This is a genomic window from Pseudolysinimonas sp., from assembly GCF_057350545.1.
The window spans coordinates 37,780-55,834 of sequence record NZ_JBMRCP010000076.1 but is presented as its reverse complement, the minus strand read 5'-3'; the positions used below and the strand labels follow the sequence as shown (position 1 = coordinate 55,834).

Annotated in this window: 12 protein-coding genes and 1 pseudogene; 2 read left to right on the top strand and 11 right to left on the bottom strand. The window is 63.9% G+C overall.

Features of this window, described 5'->3' with window-relative positions:
- Window positions 1-151 precede the first annotated feature (151 nt).
- Window positions 152-433 (top strand): hypothetical protein, encoded by a 282-nt coding sequence (locus ACO1X9_RS10865; protein ID WP_486350853.1) that lies wholly within the window; start codon window positions 152-154, stop codon window positions 431-433.
- Window positions 434-594: 161 nt separating this feature from the next.
- Here the strand turns inward: ACO1X9_RS10865 and ACO1X9_RS10860 are convergent, their stop codons facing one another.
- The 8 genes and pseudogenes from ACO1X9_RS10860 to ACO1X9_RS10825 form a co-directional block, all read right to left on the bottom strand.
- Complete coding sequence (locus ACO1X9_RS10860; protein WP_486350852.1) at window positions 595-2,232, bottom strand: endo-1,4-beta-xylanase; 1,638 nt, start codon at window positions 2,230-2,232, stop codon at window positions 595-597.
- Window positions 2,233-2,595: 363 nt separating this feature from the next.
- Window positions 2,596-3,383, bottom strand: a pseudogene (locus ACO1X9_RS10855) (Gfo/Idh/MocA family protein).
- A 251-nt stretch (window positions 3,384-3,634) separates the two neighbouring features.
- Entirely contained in the window at window positions 3,635-5,227 is a 1,593-nt protein-coding gene (locus tag ACO1X9_RS10850; RefSeq protein WP_486350851.1) for a DUF5597 domain-containing protein, read from the bottom strand.
- Window positions 5,228-5,372: 145 nt separating this feature from the next.
- Window positions 5,373-6,812, bottom strand: a complete 1,440-nt coding sequence (locus ACO1X9_RS10845; protein WP_486350850.1) for a GH1 family beta-glucosidase — start codon at window positions 6,810-6,812, stop codon at window positions 5,373-5,375.
- Window positions 6,809-9,232 carry a glycoside hydrolase family 3 N-terminal domain-containing protein gene (locus tag ACO1X9_RS10840; RefSeq protein ID WP_486350849.1) on the bottom strand — a complete coding sequence of 808 codons (2,424 nt, stop codon included), beginning with the start codon at window positions 9,230-9,232 and terminating at the stop codon, window positions 6,809-6,811. Before ACO1X9_RS10840 ends, ACO1X9_RS10845 begins: the two co-directional genes overlap by 4 nt.
- A gap of 78 nt (window positions 9,233-9,310) precedes the next feature.
- Window positions 9,311-10,189 (bottom strand): carbohydrate ABC transporter permease, encoded by an 879-nt coding sequence (locus tag ACO1X9_RS10835; RefSeq protein WP_486350848.1) that lies wholly within the window; start codon window positions 10,187-10,189, stop codon window positions 9,311-9,313.
- Complete coding sequence (locus ACO1X9_RS10830) at window positions 10,186-10,998, bottom strand: carbohydrate ABC transporter permease (protein WP_486350847.1); 813 nt, start codon at window positions 10,996-10,998, stop codon at window positions 10,186-10,188. Before ACO1X9_RS10830 ends, ACO1X9_RS10835 begins: the two co-directional genes overlap by 4 nt.
- Window positions 10,999-11,120: 122 nt before the next feature.
- On the bottom strand, window positions 11,121-12,422 hold the full coding sequence (locus tag ACO1X9_RS10825) for an ABC transporter substrate-binding protein (protein ID WP_486350846.1): 1,302 nt from the start codon (window positions 12,420-12,422) through the stop codon (window positions 11,121-11,123).
- 185 nt (window positions 12,423-12,607) lie between these two features.
- Here ACO1X9_RS10825 and ACO1X9_RS10820 point away from each other — a divergent pair, with 185 nt between their 5' ends.
- Window positions 12,608-13,237: a TetR/AcrR family transcriptional regulator gene (locus ACO1X9_RS10820; RefSeq protein ID WP_486350845.1), complete on the top strand. Its 630-nt coding sequence runs from the start codon at window positions 12,608-12,610 to the stop codon at window positions 13,235-13,237.
- Between the two features lie 43 nt (window positions 13,238-13,280).
- Here the strand turns inward: ACO1X9_RS10820 and ACO1X9_RS10815 are convergent, their stop codons facing one another.
- From ACO1X9_RS10815 to ACO1X9_RS10805, 3 genes are all read right to left on the bottom strand, one after another.
- On the bottom strand, window positions 13,281-15,122 hold the full coding sequence (locus tag ACO1X9_RS10815) for a glycoside hydrolase family 3 protein (protein WP_486350844.1): 1,842 nt from the start codon (window positions 15,120-15,122) through the stop codon (window positions 13,281-13,283).
- 4 nt (window positions 15,123-15,126) lie between these two features.
- The gene (locus ACO1X9_RS10810) at window positions 15,127-16,824 is read right to left on the bottom strand and encodes an ABC transporter ATP-binding protein (RefSeq protein WP_486350843.1); all 1,698 of its coding nucleotides are present in this window, start codon (window positions 16,822-16,824) and stop codon (window positions 15,127-15,129) included.
- 214 nt (window positions 16,825-17,038) lie between these two features.
- Window positions 17,039-18,055 carry a Gfo/Idh/MocA family protein gene (locus ACO1X9_RS10805; RefSeq protein ID WP_486350842.1) on the bottom strand — a complete coding sequence of 339 codons (1,017 nt, stop codon included), beginning with the start codon at window positions 18,053-18,055 and terminating at the stop codon, window positions 17,039-17,041.

Here is an 18,055-nt window from a genome sequence, read left to right as displayed (position 1 = left end):
GGGCCTACTTGGGCGGTATTCAAAACTTGCTCCCAAGCGGGATCTCCTGCTGCGACTGCTCGAGATCGCTGATCAGCCAGTCCGGAAGGAGCTCGCGGAACGGCAGCCGTCCCGGAATCGGCACACCTCACCCGAAGAGACTCAGGCGATCTTGGCCGAGTACGCCGCTGGCGTGCTCGTTGACGAGATCGCTGAGAAGCATGGCATCCACCGGGGAACGATCAACGCCATGGTGCACGCCAAGGGAGCGAAGGTTCGGACTCGCGGGCTCAGCGATGCGCAAGTCGCGATGACCGTCGAGTTCTACGAGGGTGGTGAGTCGCTGGCTGCGGTTGGGCGCCGGTTCGGCCTAGACCCGGAGACGGTACGGACGCATTTAAGGAAGGTTGGAGCGACGATTCGGCAGCGGAGTGGTTGGACAGGACGTAGCTGAGAGGGGCGAGGCTCGACTCACTCGTCGACGGGCTTGACCGCTCCCCTGCCACGGAGGCTCGCAGTCAGAGATGTTCCGCGTACGACCCCAGCGAGTGATCAAACTGCGGAGACCGCACCGACGGGTGGGCGCAGGCGCAAAGCGCCCACCCGTCGGACAGTTCAGTTGACGGTCACCGGGATCGAGTCGGACTCGGTCGAGCCGTTTGCGTTGGCGAAGACGACAGTCAACGAGTGCGCACCCTGAGCAACCCCTTCGAGAGCCAATGTCGCAGTCTGCGCATTCGGCGAGCCAGCGACAAGCGTCCCCTCGCCCACCACGACTCCGTCGAGCTTGAACACATACGACGTCGCGTTCGTGCCCCACCACTTGTTGGCCGTGGCGGTGAACGTACCGTCGTTGTCCCAGTTGTCGGTCGACACGACTGGCTTTCCGGGCGCGGCGGCGGTGACCGTGACAGTCGTTGTGGTCGTTGAAGTAGCACCTTCCGAGTTGATCAGCTCTGCGCGGTAAACGTAGGTGCCGTTCGGCTTCCCGCTGAACGGCGTCGACAAGGCTTGAGACGTCAGGTCGATAGAGCCGAGCCTCGTGGCTAGCACCAGAACATCGTTCTCGTAGAGCCGGTAGTAGCTGCCCGGAGTACCCCACCACAGGTTCATCTCGACTGTGTAGTTGCCGTCGTGCAAACCCGTCTGCCAGCCGCTCGTGTTAGAGAGGCTGGCCTTGCTCGGTGCAGCGTTGTTGTAGACGAACTCCTGGAGCGCGTCGCGAACCGCGTAGTACGCCGGCTTCGGTTCGAACTCCTCGTCGAACATCGTCGGCTTCGCGCCCGGAAGCCACGTGTAGAGGTGCTTGTCGGTGAAGCCCCACACGCTGATGTCCGTGATACCCGCAGCCAGCGCCTCTGCCACGATGGCGCCGTAGACCTGGGCTTGCGAGATCGGGTCGTAGGTGTGCACGTCCAGCTCTGAGATCGACACCTCAAGCCCGAGGGCCGTGTAAGAGTTCACGATCTCCGTCAGCACACCCGGAGTAGGGCCGACGAAGGTTGCGTGCATCTGCAGAGCCACACCGTCGATCGGCACGCCGTCCGCGACCAGGCCGGCGACCAGGTCGTAGAGCTCCTGACGCTTCTCCGGGTAGAACTCGACGAGGTTCTCGTTGATGAAAAGCGTCGCCGAGGGGTCGGCGGCGTGCGCGATCTCGAACGCTTCGGCGACGTAGTCGGCCCCGAGCACGTTGTAGAAGAGGTTGTGCTCGAGCCCGCTCCCACCGAACGTCGTCAGCGGTTCGGTCACGACGTCCCAGCGATCCATCTTGCCGGTGTAGCGCTGCATGATCGTCTCGAAGTGATCGATCATCGCCTGACGGAACTCCTCAGGGTCCGTCTTCGCGACGAGGTAGTCAGGATTGAACGAACGCGAGATCCCGCTGTGCGCCTTGACCGCCATGTCGTGTTGTTCGGCGAAGGCGACCAGTCTGTCGAGGCCGTCGAAGTCGAACACCCCCTCTGCGGGCTGCACCATGTTCCACTTGAACTCGTTCTCCGGAGAGAGGCTGTTGAACTGCTCCGCGAGTGTCGCCCCGTAGCGAGGGTCCGTGAAGTAATTCGGCGGGCGTTCGTCGCTGACCGACTCAGACGCCTTCACGGAACCGGAGCCGAAGAGGACGCCCGCCTGCTGCGCGAGTTCCCGAATCGTTGCCTCCGGGTCCGGTGCGGCCGAAGCCGGCGTCGCAGCTGTCAGCGTGAGTCCCGCCACAACGCTGCCGACGAGCACCGCCCTGATTATCTTTCTCATAGTCGCTTCTCACCTTTCTCACTGTGAAGGCCGAACGCGAGAGCTATTCGGCTCGAGGTTCCCCGGCACAGACGACGACGATCAGGACCTGCCCAACTCACCTTCGAGCGGGCCGGGCGGCGACATTGCTCTTTCGCCGATGACTAAAATGTATCAGTCGTTCCAGTTTCACCCTAGGGTCAAATCGTGTCCTCGGCGGCAAAAGACCCACACCACTGATTCAGACCCTGCTGCGACCTTGACTCGACGGACCGATTGCGGTGGTGGACGGCACACGCCCGTCGGTGAAGGTCCTGCAATCGGCGATGCTCGGTCTCGAGTCGACGAGATTCAAGTGGTTCGGGCTTGACCGGCACACGGCAACTAGAAGGTGAGCCCGATCTGCGCGCGCACTTCGTCGAGGGTCTCCATGATGGCGACGGACTGGGACGTTGGCATGATGTCGCCACTTAGCACTCCCCCGGCAACGAGGCGTTCGAGCTCAGCGGCCTGAAAACGCATCCCTCCACCTTCGACTTCAACCTCGAACCGCTCGACAAGTTCGTCGCCGGCGTATCGATTGAAACGCGGGTTCGCGAACCACATGCTTTCAAATTCGATGCGACCATCGGTGCCGATGATGCTGGCGGAAACTGGACCCCTTGCCGTCATTTGCGCATGCAGGATCGCCGTCGAGCCTGATTCGTATCCGAGTATCACTGTCGTCTCAGCATCCACCCGCTCGACAGGGGTGAGTTGACCTCTGGCCCAGATCGATGACGGGGCGCCCAGGACGTCCCAGCGAACGAGATCGGGTAGATTCCGAGGTCGAGCAATGCGCCGCCGCCAAGCTCGCGGCGCGCCATTCGTTCCGCATCGGAGTTGCGGACAGTGAAGTCTGCGATCACTGTTCGTACGTCGCCGAGCAGCTCGCCAGCGAGGATTTCACGCACGCGGACCATATGCGGCAGCCAACGTGTCCACATCGCCTCGAGGATTACGAGCCCCCGCTCGCTCGCAAGTGCGGTGAGCGCTCGGGCCTCCGCCGCGTTCATAGTGAACGGCTTCTCTACGAGTACATGCTTGCCGGCCTCTAACGCGAGTCGAGCGCCAGCCGCGTGCTGAGGGTGGATAGTCGCGACGTAGACGACGTCGACATTCGGGTCTTCCACCAACTCGGCGTAGCTCCCGTAGGACGTCGGAATTCCGTGAGCGGCCGCGAAGATGCCCTGCCCGATCACCCGACCGCGCCGCCACCGCCGCGATTGGCCTCCCTGTAAACCGCAGCTCTGAGGCAAAGACGCCCGCGATACCTCCCGCGCCCAAGATGCCCCAACGGAGCCCAGACGGTCGGGCACCGCGGGCTACGATCACGCGTGTCTCTTCGTTCTCAAAGCCTTCGGGCGTCAATGAGGGCGTCGCTTCAGTAGGTGTAGGTCGAAATTCGCATGATGCCGGACTCGGCAAGGCGTGTCGGAATGGCGCGCCCTGGGACGAGACCCATGTTTGGGAACGGGAAGGGGATGATCGAGCCACCCTCATCACCATTCAGACGGCTAACGAGCGTTAGACCGTCGCCGTTGGGCGCGAAATGATCGAGTGCGAGCAAACCAATCTCACTGTCATCGGTAGCACCGTACGTGATCCAGAACCCTCGGCCCATCACGTAGATGCCATCAGAGGTCTCGATCGCGAGCCCATAGGCGGGGTAGACCGGAATCACGTATCCGTACTCGTCCCGCGTGTGCACATCAAGAACGACGCCGTCGAACTCCAGGCGGACCCCCGGCCTGGTCTCATCGAGGACGAACCCGTAGCTGACCGCATCCGGGTTTGCCGAGAGCAGAGAACCCGCGGCGCGAAGAAGACGGTTCGCATCAGTCAGCGCCGTGGCCTCGGGGCTCGACAGATCGAAACTGTCTGACCCGAAGGTGGCGATGCCCGTGGCCCGGTGCTGACCTAGGGCCGAGAACATCTGCGCGATACCTACATCGTCGGCGCGGAGCTCGGGCACAAACAGACGTCCACGACGAGACTTGAACGCTTCAAAGGGTGGCTCCGCGTCGCTGACGTACAAGTCGACCGCTAGGAAGTCCAACGACGGGGCACGCGCCTCCCAGATCGCCGCGACCGCCACCACTGGCCCGCCGCTCGGGTAGTCGCCGGGTCGCTTACCGCCCGCAAGTGCGACCGGCCCATCGAGCACACTGTCGGCGTCGAGCCAAGCATTCACGAAGAGCGGGACGTCGTACTCCGCAGTTCCGGCGCTCGCGACGGCCTCCGTGAATGTCGCGAACGCGGATGCCATGAACGCCTCGTCCCGACGGTCACCAGGCGGAAACACTTCTTCCCACCTGCCGGCCCGAAGCGCCCCATGCTCGACCCACTCGCGATGCAGCGGCATGCTCGGGTCTCCTGCGACGGCTCCAATGACAGCCTCCGGCACAAGCTCGGCAAATGCCGCTTCGGCCAAGGGGCTGCGGTCGCGAGAGTCGCCGAGGAGACCGATCTCGTTCTCCACCTGGACGGCAACAACGACGCCGTCGGCGTCAAGCTGCCGAATGCACCGCATCAACTCAGCAAAGGCGCGCGCGTCAGCCTCGCGTGCGGCCATCGAGAAAGCGCTCACGTGCTCGACACGTCGACCGCTCGCGACTGCTCGCGGGAACCGGACCCCGTCCTTCTTGACCCAGTCGGGGGCGTAGGAGGAAGCGGCGTTCTTCCAAGTCCCAAACCACAGAGGGATGAGCTTCAACTCCAGATCGCGCGCAGTCGAGATCATGATTTCGATCAGCGCCGGATCGAAGACTCCTTCTTCAGGTTCGAACAAGTTCCACGCCACGGGCGCGAGCACGGTGTTGGCTCCGAGGCCGGAAGCGGTCGCGAAAGAGCGGGCGATCTGGTCAGCGGTACTGGACGACGAGTTATGCACTTCGACGCCGACGACCGCGAAGGCTGCGTCCTCGCGACGCAGGTACGGGCCGGACCAGTGGCGGGCGGCACTTCCTTGCTTCACAGCACTCCTTAGCGAGTCCGAGGGAGCCGCGTGTTTGCGGCAATTTGGAACAGTGAGCACATTTTAGATCGCGGATGGACGGCGCGGCCTCGCACTCGCTACTAACGGAGCATGGGCGGATCGCGCAGCACGATCTGGCGAGAGGTCAAGTCAAGAGATCGGGCACTCGTCGACTCGCACAGAGCTCTGCAAACCAGCGGCCGCTGAGTTTCGGAATGCGAACAAGCGAGTCGTAGTCGACCCTGACGATGCCGAATCTGGGACCGTACCCCAGTGCCCATTCGAAGTTGTCGAGGAGCGACCAGACGAGATATCCGGCCACGTTCGCCCCTCGTTCACGCGCGCGGAGGGTCGCCGCCATGTGGTCGCGAATGTAGGACGCGCGAGCGTGGTCGAAGACGGCGGGACCGGTCTGTGTCGACACGACCTCATCATCGAAGGCCGCGCCGTTCTCCATCACCATGATCGGCAGGCCCGGGAACTCGGACGAGAGGTCGACGAGATGATCTTCCAGACCGCGGGGCTCGACACCCCAATCCATCGCGGTACGAGCCAGCTCGTCACGTCGTACAAACTCCACTCGCTCCGAACCCGGGAACGCCGTCCCGCCGAGGCTCACGGTCGACGGATCGAAGTTCGGATTCGCCCGGACGTGCATGACCTCGTAGTAGTTGACGCCGATCAAGTCGAGCGGCTGGTGACAAAGTTCGACGTCGCCTTCGCGGACGAATGCCCAGTCGGTGAACCGCTCGGTGTCGGCGATCAGATCGTCCGGGTAGGCGCCGCGAAGCATCGGTCCGGTGAACACGCGGTTCGCGGTCGCGTCGAACCGGCGGGCGGCATCGACGTCCTCGAAGCTGTCCGTCGCCGCCTCGACCCGGAAGATGTTGAGCGCCACGGAGACCTGAGCGTCGACCTTGGTGAGAGTCCTGCGCAACGCGGCGACAGCCAAGCCATGAGACAGGTTGAGATGGTGTGCCGCGAGGAGGGCATCCGCGTGGCTTGTGCCGCCCGGAGCGAAAGCGCCACTGCCATAGCCCGAGAACGAGTTGTTCCATGGTTCGTTGTGCGTCGACCAGATAGCCACACGATCGCCGTAGACCTTCGCTGCGATCTCCGCGTAACGCTCGAAGGCGTACGCGGTCTCGCGACCGCGCCATCCTGCGAAGCGATCTTCGAGAGCCTGCGGAAGGTCCCAGTGATTGAGCGTCACCACCGGGGCGATGCCTCGTTGCAGCAGTCCGTCGATCAGGCGGTCGTAGAACGCGACGCCTGCGGCGTTGATGTCCCGCTCCCCCGTCGGCATCAGACGCGACCACGAGATCGAGAATCGATACGCGTCGAGGTTGAGCTCTGCCATCAGGTCGAGGTCCGCGTCGACTCGGTGATAGTGATCGGCCGCTATATCCCCTGTGTCACCACCAGCCGTCTTCCCTGGCGTGTGCGCGAAGGTGTCCCAGATCGACGGCCCGCGCCCGTCTGCACGGGCGCCGCCCTCGATCTGATAGGAGGCCGTGGCGGCACCGAGTAAGAATCCCTCGGGAATAGTGGCGCGCCCCGGGCCGATGAGGTGTTCGTACGTCAACGTGTCTGCTTCCGGTTGGAGATGGTTACCGCGGCCGAGTCGGTGAGGTATACACGGCTGTTCGTCACGTCCGCCGTTTCTCCGACGACGTCCAAGACGAGATATTCGGGACGCCCGGCGGATGAAGGGCCGAAGGAAATGGTCATTGGGCCCGGTTCCACGATCCAGCGCTCGTCGAGAGAGAGATACGCGAGAAGGGGCAGACGCAGCGTGAAGGTCACTCGCGCCGCCTCGCCCGGTGCGAGTTCGAGACGGTGGAAGCCCGCCAACTGCTGCGCTGGACGGGTGACACCTGTCGCTTCGTCCTCGACGTAGAGCTGGACGATCTCGGCGCCCGAGCGCGCGCCCGCGTTGCGAACAGTCACCGACACGTCAACTTGTCCCTCGGCGGCGACGGACGTGGCGCTCAGTTCCAGTTCCGAGTACTCGAATCGCGTGTAGCTGAGACCGTGCCCGAAGGGGTATAGCGGCGTCGCGTCGACGTCGATGTAGCCCCCGTGCTCGTCGTCGTCGCGTCGGCGGTAGCCGCTGCCGAACCGCTGGCCGACGTGGATCGGGACCTGGCCGGGTGTGCGCGGGATGCTGTAGGGAAGGCGACCGCGAGGTTCTGCGTCTCCGCTCAGCACTTCGGCAACCGCGCGAGTTCCGAACTGAGACCCGAAGTATCCCAGCACGATCGCGTCGAGGGCAGACTCCAGGTCACCCAAAGCGACCGGTCGCCCGGAAAAGACGACGCCGACCGTCGGCACGCCGAGCTCCGAGATGGCCCGCACGAGCTGGCGTTGCGCCTCTGGCAACCTGATGTCGGCAATATCCGCACCCTCACCTTCGGTGCGTTCGCTGAAGAACCAGCGCGCGAGCCCGCCGAGCGCGAGCACCACCACGTCGGCACCACGCGCCGCCTCGACGGCGGCGGCGATCTTCTCCAGGCCGCCATCGATGTCGCACCCTTCGGCTACGATCAACTCGGCATCGGGGAGCAAGGCCCCCAGCGCATCGGCTAGCGAGACGGCGCCATACTGAGTTGAGGCGTACTCGTTCTCATCCATCGACAGAAGATCGCCGATCTCCCGCTGGATGTAGGACGCGTCGGGTTGGAACGTGTCGAGATTCTCGACGCCGACCATGGAGCTGGTACCGCCACCGAGGAGAGCGCGGGAGAGGGCGATGAAGGCGGGGAAGGTGTATGGCGCAAACGCGGCACCCACGAGCTCCGCATGTGGGCCAATGAGCGCGATCCGTTGAGCGCTCGAGAGCGGGAGGAGATCGCCCTCGTTCTTAAGGAGCGTGACCGAGTCGCGCGCCAGCTGTCGCGAGAGAGACTGCCCCTCGGTCGCGATCGACATCACCCGAATGGGGTCGTCCTGAACGTACGGGTTCTCGAAGAGCCCGAGGTCAAACTTGTCTGTGAGGACACGAAGGACCGACTCGTCGATGATCTGCTCATCGATCTCGGCGGAACGCACCGCGTCGATCAGCGCGTCGCCGTATCCGAACGGCGCCGGCAGCTCGACGTCGATACCCGCTCTCAGACCCAGGATCCCCGCCTCGCGCGCGTCACGCGCCACCCGGTGGTGTGTGACCAGGTTCTCGATCGAGCTCCAGTCCGACTGGACCGTCCCGACGAACCCCAGCTCCTCGCGCAGCAGGTGCCGGAAAATACGAGGGTCCGCAGCCGCCGGGACACCGTCCCAATCCGCGAGCGAGTTCATCATCGAACGCAGCCCGGCGAGCTCAATCGCCGCCGCGAAAGGACGTGCGTAGACCTCGCGAAGCTCGCGTGGCCCCACGGGAACGGTGGCCATGTTGAGGCCGGCCTCGCTCATCGCGTAGGCCAGGAAGTGCTTGCCCGTCGCGACGACTCCCGAACTGAAGGACGAACCCTGCAGCCCGCGGACGAACGCGACGCCAAGCGCGCTGACGAGATAGGGATCCTCGCCGTACGTTTCGTGCACCCGACCCCAACGCGCGTCCCTCGCAACGTCGAGCAGTGGTGAGAGCGCGTGGTGGAGTCCCACGGCGCGCATCTGGCGTCGGGTCAGATCCGCCATCTCATTGACGCTCGACGTGTCCCAGGTGGCGGCCAGACCGATCGCCGTGGGAAAGGACGTGAAGGTTGGAGCGTTGACGCCGTTGAGCGCTTCGATATGCATGATGGCCGGGATACCGAGGCGGGTCTGCTCGACGAGGTAGCGTTGCAGCTCGTTGTTGAGACGCGCTAGCCCGGCGGCGGTCGCCGGGAATCCGCCCATATGCGGTTCGACATAGCCGATGCCGTTCGCGAGCTTCTTCTCCGCGACGGCCGATCGAATTCCGTCGGCATCGAAGAGCATCGTCGGGATGATCGACGTCAGCTGCGAGACCTTCTCAGCGAGCGTCATCCGGCTCAGCAGTTCCGCGGCGCGGGCACGCGAATCCATGGGTAATAGCTCCTTGTTGCTCGCCCTCGTGGGGCTTTGGTCGGTTGGTCCCGCGTCGTGCGGGTTCGGATGAGGCGGTCAGCCCTTGATGCCCGACGAGACCGCCGATCGCACGAAGTACCGCTGCGCGAAGAAAAAGATCGCCAGCACAGGCAGGATGTACAGCACGGCGGCGGCCGCCTGAAGAGTCGGGATCACGTTGCCGTTCGGGTCCTGATACCAGGCCGTAATCGCAACGGCGAGCGTCGTGTTGTCGATCCCAAGGAGCAGCGCAGGCGCGATGTAGTCACCCCACGTCCAGGTGAAAGACAGCAAGAAGGAAGTGATCAGCACCGGACGAGATAGGGGCAGGAAGATCGTTACGAAGATGCGGAACCACCCTGCTCCGTCGATGATTGCTGCATCCTCCAGCTCCCGCGGGATCGCGGCAAAGAACTGCCGGAAGAGGAAGACCAAATATGGCGACGCGGCTAGGCCCCAGAGAATCCACGGCCAGTAGGTATCCACGAGGCCGATCCGCGAGAACAAGATGTAGGTCGGCAACAGCGTGAGGATCTGCGGGATCATCATCGTCGACAACAGGACTACGAAGAGCGCACGCTTGCCGGGCGCTCGTAGGCGCGCGAAGCCGAAGCCGACTGCTGCACTCGACAGCGTGATCAGGACGGAATACACCGTCGCGAGCAACAACGAGTTGCGGGCATAACCGAGGAAGTCCATCGCGTTGACAGCGCCGATGAAGTTATCCCATTGCGGCACTTCCGGGAGTAATTGAATGGGAAACGAGGCCCATTCGGCAGGAGTCTTGAGCGCCGCCAGCACTAGCCAGATGAACGGCCCGATGAAGAACACGCAGAGCAACAGGATGATGACGTAAACGGCAACGGACGGGCGCTTGTTGAGCCTCCGCCGGCCCGCCAAGAGTCCGCGGCGGCGCGGAGCGGCAGTAGTTGTCATCGGGCTTCTCCTTCAGCGTCGACCTCGTAGTGAACCCACGATTTGCTTGAGCGGAGCAGAACCAGCGTGAGGCCGAGAATGATCAGGAAGAAGATCCAGAGCATCGCGGATCCGTAACCGAAACGGTTGCTGAGGAAGAACTCCTCGTAGACCTGCACCATGTAGAGCGTGTTGCTGTCGGGCACTCCCCCGACAACCGAGATGCCCGATGCGTTGGTGAGCAGCATGGGTTGAATGAAGACCTGGAGCGCGGCGATGACGCCGGTCACAACCTGGAAGAAGAGGATCGGAGAGATCATCGGGACGGTGACGTGCCGGAACACAGTCCACCGCCCGGCGCCATCGACGATTGCGGCTTCCTCGAGCTCGGCCGGAACTCCCTGGAGAGCTGCGAGCATGATGATCATGCCGCCACCCAGACCCCAGAGCATGAGGACGATGAGCGCGAAGAAGACGTTCGGGTCGACGAGCCACGCGATCGGCTGGATGCCCGGCACGCTCAGAATGGCGTTCAGGATTCCGGAGTCCTTGTTGAAGACGAGCTTCCACATGATTGCCATAGCGACAATCGGAACCACCGACGGCAGGAAGAAGATCGTCCGCCAGAGCCCGAGGGCACGTAGCCGTCGATTGATGAGGACTGCAAGACCGAGCGAGCCGGCGACGCTGAGCGGCACGACGATAGCTGTGAAAGCCAGCGTCCTCACGAGTGCCGCCCAGACGTCGCCGTCAGAGAACAGCTCGACGTAGTTGCGCAGGCCGACCCACCGGTAGCGGGGCGAGCTGCCGTCGAAGTTGGTCAGGCTCACAAGGAACCCGTACACCATGGGCGCTGCCGTGAGCAGCAAGAATCCGATCGCCCAGGGTGCCACGAAGGCGTAAAACGCGCGCTTCGGGTACCGGGTCCACTTGTGAGCCATTCCGTGCTTCCTTAGCCGAGCTGGTCGACGCCCTGCGCGAGGGCCTCGTTCAGCGCATCCGTCAGCTGCTCACCGGCTTCCTCAACGCTCAGCTCGCCCTTGATCGCCTGCTGCAGGTATTTGTCGATCGTGTCCTGGAGAAGTCCCGCCGAGATGTACGGCGAGTCCGGGAGCGGCACCGTGTTCTCGAGCTGGCTCTGGACGACCGCATAGGCCTGCTGCTGGTACGGGAGATCCTGCGGCAGACGGTCGGCCAGCGACTTGAGTGACGGGAGGCCCCAACCGCTGGACGCACGTCCCTCAGCCGGCGACCCTGCCATGAAGTACTCCATGAACTTCCACGCGGCGTCCTTGGCGTCCGACTGCGCGGGGATCCAGAGACCGGCACCACCGAAGCTCATGGCCGCGGGGGTGTCGCCCATCACCGGAGCGGGCGCGAAACGGACCGTCTGCAGGGCACCTTCACCGGCGAAGTTTCCGCCGAACCAGTATCCGTCCTGAGTGATCGCCATACGCTCGGCCGCGAAGGTCGAGTAGTCCGAACCGTCCGGAAGCGGGTTGAGCGACGTGGGCCCGACGCCCGACTGGCCGAAGTCCACGAACCACTGCAGGGCGCGCTGGGCCGCCGGCGTGGTGAAGTCGATCTCGGTCATGTCGCTGTTGTAGAGGCGCTCGCCCTGCTGAGCGACCATCGCAGAAAGCGGACCGTAGAGCGACCACTGCCACTCCATGCCCAGCCCGTAGACGGCCGTCGTGCCACCCTCGACCTTGGTGAGCTGCTTCGCGATCTCGAGGAGCTCGTCGTAGCTGATCGGCTCGGTGTCGCTGAGGTACTCGACGCCGGCGGCGTCGAAGAGCGCCGTGTTGTACCAGAGCGTGTTGTCCTGGCTCCAGTCCTTCACGATGCCGTACAGCGGGCCAACGCCGCTCTGCTGACCGTCCCAACGGAACGCGTCATTGACCGGCTGGAGGTCGTCTTCGGTAAGAACGTCGCTTGCCGCGAGGTAGGGCGTCAGGTCGGTGGCGAGGCCACGCGCGTTGAAGTTGGCGCTCCCCACCGCGTTGCCGAATGCGATGTCCGGCGGACTGCTGGACGCGAGGAGCGTGTTCAGGCGAGCCAGGTCGTACAGGACGATGTTGACCTTGACGTCCGGGTTGGCCGCCTCGAACTCGGCGATCTGCTCCTCGCTGATGTCGTTGGCTCCGACCATCACGTCGATGGTCGCGACGCCAGGCTCACCCGGGCTGGTGCATCCGACCAGCAGGGCCGATGCCATCGCGAGTGAGGCCGCAGCTGCGGCTCCCCTTCGCATGCGCGTGCTTCTCAGGTTCATGTTTACCTCCTTGTGAACATGGGGAGCCCGACGCGGGCACCCTTGGTGACTGAAGAGTACATCCAAATTGTCACGACTGCTACATTTTCCAGAACAGGCGGCTACTCCCCCCATCGCTGGGCGCGGGAACACGTGAGGATCGGTGAGCGAACTAAGGTCGCCCTATGAGCAGCACGAAAGTTCCAGGGACTCGGGGGCCCTACGCGAAGTCGGCGCAACGATCGATCGACATCCTCGATGCTGCGACGACCGTGTTCGCCACCTACGGCTACAGCGGCGGTTCCCTGCGCGACATCGCTCGTCAACTCGACCTGAGTCTGACGAGCATCGTGCATCACTTCGGGACGAAGTACGACTTGCTTGAAGCGGTGCTCGAGAGGGCCGACACCACGACAACTGGCTACGCGGAGTTTGACTTTGACGCCGCGTGCACGGCATACGGTGTGGCGCGCGCGACTGTCGAACGAGTGCGATCGAGTGTTGAACGCCCCGAGCTGCTGAGGCTCTTCGCAATCCTCGCGGCGGAGTCTTCCGCTCCGAACCATCCGGCTCACGAGTGGTTCGTGCAGCGGTATCAACGGAAGGCTAGCGAGCTTGCTCGCGCCTTCGCCTACGACCAGGACCGAGGCCGTGTCGACCCCGGCCGCGACCCCGCTCTTCTGGGACGCCTGCTGATCGGAACTTGGGACGGCGTTCAGCTGCAATGGCTGATCGACCCTTCGGCCGAGATGGAACCTGCGATGCGGGCGTTCTTCGAGTGGTCGTTGCCGGAGACCGCCTCGACGCTCCCGTAGGGCGCGCGCGGCCCCTCCCCGTACTGCGGCTGACGCGCGCGGATCACGGCTTGAGCACACGACCGAAGCCAAGCTCGTACAGAATTGCGTCGCCCCTCAGGCCCGCGTCTGATTCCACCGCACGGACGGAATCCATCGACTTCGGCAGGGCTATCGGAAGCCGACCTATGGGATTCACCTCGCCGAACAGTGCCCGAAGCAAGGAGTCGTCGGAGACACCGAACGTCACGGTGAGCGCGGATGCGAGGTCGGCGATCGGCCCGACGACAGCAGCCCGATCCAGCGCGATGTCGATGACGAGGGGAGCATGCTTACGGAGCGCGGCGAGGCGAGAGATGAGGCCGGGAGGGAACTCCAAACTCCCTTGGTGGAAGTAGGACTCGAGGAAGAGATCGTTTCGCGGTTCGAAAGGAGCAGAAAGCCGCAGGATCGCGGCGTCGGCGTCTCTAATGGAGTCGACTACCGTGCCGTACTTTTCGAGCGATTGCGGATCGATGCCCTCGGCATAGATCCGGAGGCCGCGAGTGAGCGGCAACGCAACTGCTTCCCCGAGCGATCGGTTCTCCAGGACAACCACTGACCGGGACTGCGCGAGGGCGCCGGCCGCGCGCGCCTGAGGGGTACCGACGAGCTCATCCGCCGCATCCTCATCGACGAACGGGTTGTCAAACAGCCCCAGGCGGAACTTCACGAGGAGGATCCGGCGCACGGACTGGTCGATGCGCTCTTCGCTGACCGCGCCTGCGGCGATCAGCGAGAGGAGCACCTCGACGCACTCTTCGCCGCCGAACTGATCGACGCCGGCATCGAGGAGCTTGATCATCCGCTCATGCGGATCGAGGTGCTCCACGCCCCACGCCCGGGCGGGGAGCACCTGGTCGCCCACGTAGTTATCGTTGACAAGCTCCCAGTCGCTCAAGACGACGCCATCGAAACCTAGCTCCCCGCGCAGCAGACCGTCGAGGATCTGCCGGTTGTACGCGAAGCCGACCGCCTCGATGGCTTCACCGTCCAGCTCCAGGCCCTCAGGCATGCCGTAGTAGGGCATGATCCCCGCGGACCCCGCTTCGATGGCCGCGCGAAAGGGCGCGAGGTGATCTTCGAATGCCCTCGCCGGGTACACCTGCTCCCGGCCATACGGGAAGTGAGCGTCTTCGCCATCCTTCTGCGGTCCGCCACCGGGGAAGTGCTTGGTGATACAGCTCACGCCGCCTTGGCCAAGGCACTCGCCCTGAAATCCCCGGAGGTAGGCGACCGTGTGCGCGGCGACACGCGACGGGGACGCGCCGAAGGTTTGCAGTTGGCGACACCACCGAGGTTCGGTCGCGAGATCGATCTGCGGGTGCAACGCGGCGCGTATGCCGACCGCGCGATATTCATCGCGGGCGAATACTGCGAACTCTTCCGTCAGCCGTGGGTCGTCGATCGCGGCAAGCCCAAGTCCATCGGGCCATTTGGAGAACGGGCCATCCGCGAAGGAGGCGCCGGCGTTCTCGACGAACGCGTGCCTCGGGTCCGTCGAGATCGTCACAGGGATGCCGTGAGGCGTTGACTCGGCGAGGCGCTGCAGGCGGTTGTTCCATGCTGCAGCATCACGGGCACTCCCGAGCGCATGAACGTTGAAGTGAGAGAGGTGCTTGCTCAGCACAACCTCCGACGTCGGCGACTTGCTGATTGCTCCGGGCCGCTCCAGGAGAGTTCCGCCGTGTCCTATTTCGATCACGGTCTGGAACATCAGACCGACCTTCTCGGGCACAGACAGTCGCTCAAGTAGATCGCTCGTTCGCTCTTCAGGACTGCGGCGCGGATCCTCGTAAGGATCCATGACGCCATTGCCGTTGAGGTCCCGGAAATGAAGCCCGTCAACCGTCGCGTTGTGCCGCATATTTCTACCCCGCCTGTTTCGTGTGCAGACTCGCGTAGCGCCCTCGGCGGGCTACGAGCTGCGCGTGCGTGCCTTGCTCGACGACGCGACCGGCCTCGAGAACGACGATCCGGTCCGCCTCTTTGATCGTCGAGAGGCGGTGGGCCACGACAAGAGTCGTGCGCCCTTGCATGAGGCGACCAAGCGCTTCCTTGACTAGTTCTTCCGACTCAGGGTCGAGAGCGCTCGTCGCTTCGTCGAGCAGCAAGATGCGCGGGTTCCTCACAAGAGCTCGCGCGATCGTGAGGCGCTGTCGTTGACCACCCGAGAGTCGCGCTCCGCGTTCCCCCACTACCGTGTCCCAACCTTGGGGTAGTGCGTCAACAAACTCGAGCGCGTTCGCCGATGAGAGCGCTTCTCGTACCTCGTGATCTGACGCGTGAGGCATCCCATAGGCAACGTTCTCCCTGATCGATCCCTCGAAGAGCACGGGGTCTTGAGGAACCACAGAGACGAAGCGACGCACGGTGCGCAGATCGAGTTCCTGCATGTCCACGTCGTCGAGCATGATGCGGCCGCGGGTGGGTCGTATGAACCCGAGGACGAGATTGAGAAGCGTCGACTTCCCCGATCCCGACGGACCAACGAATGCGACCGTCTCTCCGGGCTCGATCAGGAGGTCGACATCCTGAACCGCATCCTCGTCGACGCCGTGGTAGCGGTGCGCGGCGCCGACCAGGGTGAGCCTGCCGACGACTGCTTCGACTTCACGCTTCCCCTCGTTGAGCTCGAGATCGGGCTCTTGCATGACCTCGGCCATCGATCGGACAGATTCGACTCCCCGCGCCGTCACCGGCAGGAGCATGAGCAGGTGGGTGAGGCCTTGCGTCAGCAAGGCGAAGTACGTCGCCAACAGCACCACTTGACCCGGCGTGATCGGGAGGATGCCGGTGAGCGCGAAGACAGCTGCGAGCATCAGGCATGCGGCGCCCAGCAGTTGCATGGTGATCCACGACACCGTTGACACACGCGCGTTCAAGATGTCGAGATTGAGCCCTGCCTTCCGCACCTCTTCGGCTCGACTGGCGACGCGGGTGACCGCAACGTCTTCGAGCCCATGTGCCCTGGTCACCGGAATGAGTGACGCCATCTCGCCGACCCGAGACGCGAGACCTTCCATCTCGCGTCGGAAGACGGCATTGGATGCGTCGATCTTCCGCCGAAGCGACGCCCGAAGTCCGATCGCGATCGGGATCGTCAGGAGATAGATCGGGACGAACGCCGGCACAGAGACTGCGGTCACTGCAAAGGCGCCAACAAGGACGGTGACCGCCGAAAGCAGGGGCGGCGTGACCTGTTGCAACGCGATCTCGACGTTCTCGACGTCTCGCACGACTTTCGTCTGCACGACCGCGGAACTCACACGGGCGTGGTACCCCAACGACAAACTCTGGAGACGGGCGGTCAAGCCGTTGCGCAGGTCGGCGCCCAGTCCGCGCACGACAGTCATGTAACTCCGCGTGTAAAGCAGGGTGTTGGGATAGTTCTGCAGGAGCAGCAGGGCCGCAACGGCGAACCATCCGAGTACCTCGTAGACGGAACCACCGCGCGCGACGATGTCGATGATCGCTGCGGTGATCGCCGGAAGGAACCAGACGGGGATCTCCTTGATGGTGAAAGCCGCGACTGCCACCGTCATCCGGCCCGGACGCCGGCGCAGCATCCTCAGGATCGTTCGCACAGGCCGGGCGCCGTCGACGAGAACCGTGGGTGTAGACATAACGACTCCGTCTCGAGTTGCGACGGGCGGGTCGAGCGTCGACTTCTCCGGCGGAGCCGCGAGATCGACCCAACGCATCTCAAGCAAACCAGGAGTGCGAATATGTAGCAAGTGTTCCGCATTGGTCACTTCAAGGGTGAACTCGCTGCCCATCGAGCTAGGGAGAACGCGACGAGTCAACGCCGATGGATGGTCGCTTTGTGAACCCGGCCGCCTCGTAGATCGAGTCGACCCAATCAAGGTGAGTGGCGGCGGCGTCGGCGCCAGTGGCGACGGGCGCTCCAGATCGAACCGCGTCCGCGAAAGCGACGAGCTGGTGTCGGTAGGTCGAATGCGCGCGATCAGTTCGCTCTTCACGTTTGCCACTCGCCGTCCGTACTCGCACTCGCGCCCCCAGGTGTGGGTGAAAGGGAAACGAGACCGTCATCGCACCAGTGGTCCCCTGCACCGCAAACCCCATCCCCATCAGCCTGCGGGACCACATTGCGCACCGCATGTCCGCGCGCACACCTCCCGCGAGCGTCAATGAGACAGACATCGCGCGATCGACCTCATCGCCATAGGCCTTTGCACGGTCGACCGACTCAACCTCCCCGACAAGATCCCTCAGCATGCGAAGCGGGTAATACCCGATGTCGAGCAGCCCTCCGCCACCCAAGGCGTACGTCCATCGGATGTCGGGTCCAGGTGGGATCGCTGCGAAGAAGTGCGCGGATGCCGTGCGGGGTCGGCCGATCTCGTCCGACTCCAGGATCCGTCGAATACGCGCGTAAAGAGGGTGATATCGCGAGTGATATGCCTCCATGACGATCGAGCCCGAGGCGCGTGCGCGTTCTGCGACTCGTCGGGCGGCGACGGCGTTACTGGTGAACGGCTTCTCGCACAGCACGTGCTTGCCCGCGTCGATCGCGGCGAGCATCCATCGCTCATGAAGGGCCGCGGGAAGCGCGATGTAGACGGCGTCGACCTCCTCGTCCCCCAACAACTCCTCGTAGCTGGCTCGTACCGTCGGGATGCCATGGTGCGCGGCATAGCGGCGCGCACGTTCAGAATCACGTGCCGCGAGGGTCGTGACCGCGACGTCGCTGACGGATCGGGCGGGCGTGAGGAGCGCTCCTTTCACGATGTGGGCGGCACCGAGGATGCCTACCCGTATCGGCGGTGCGTCACTCAC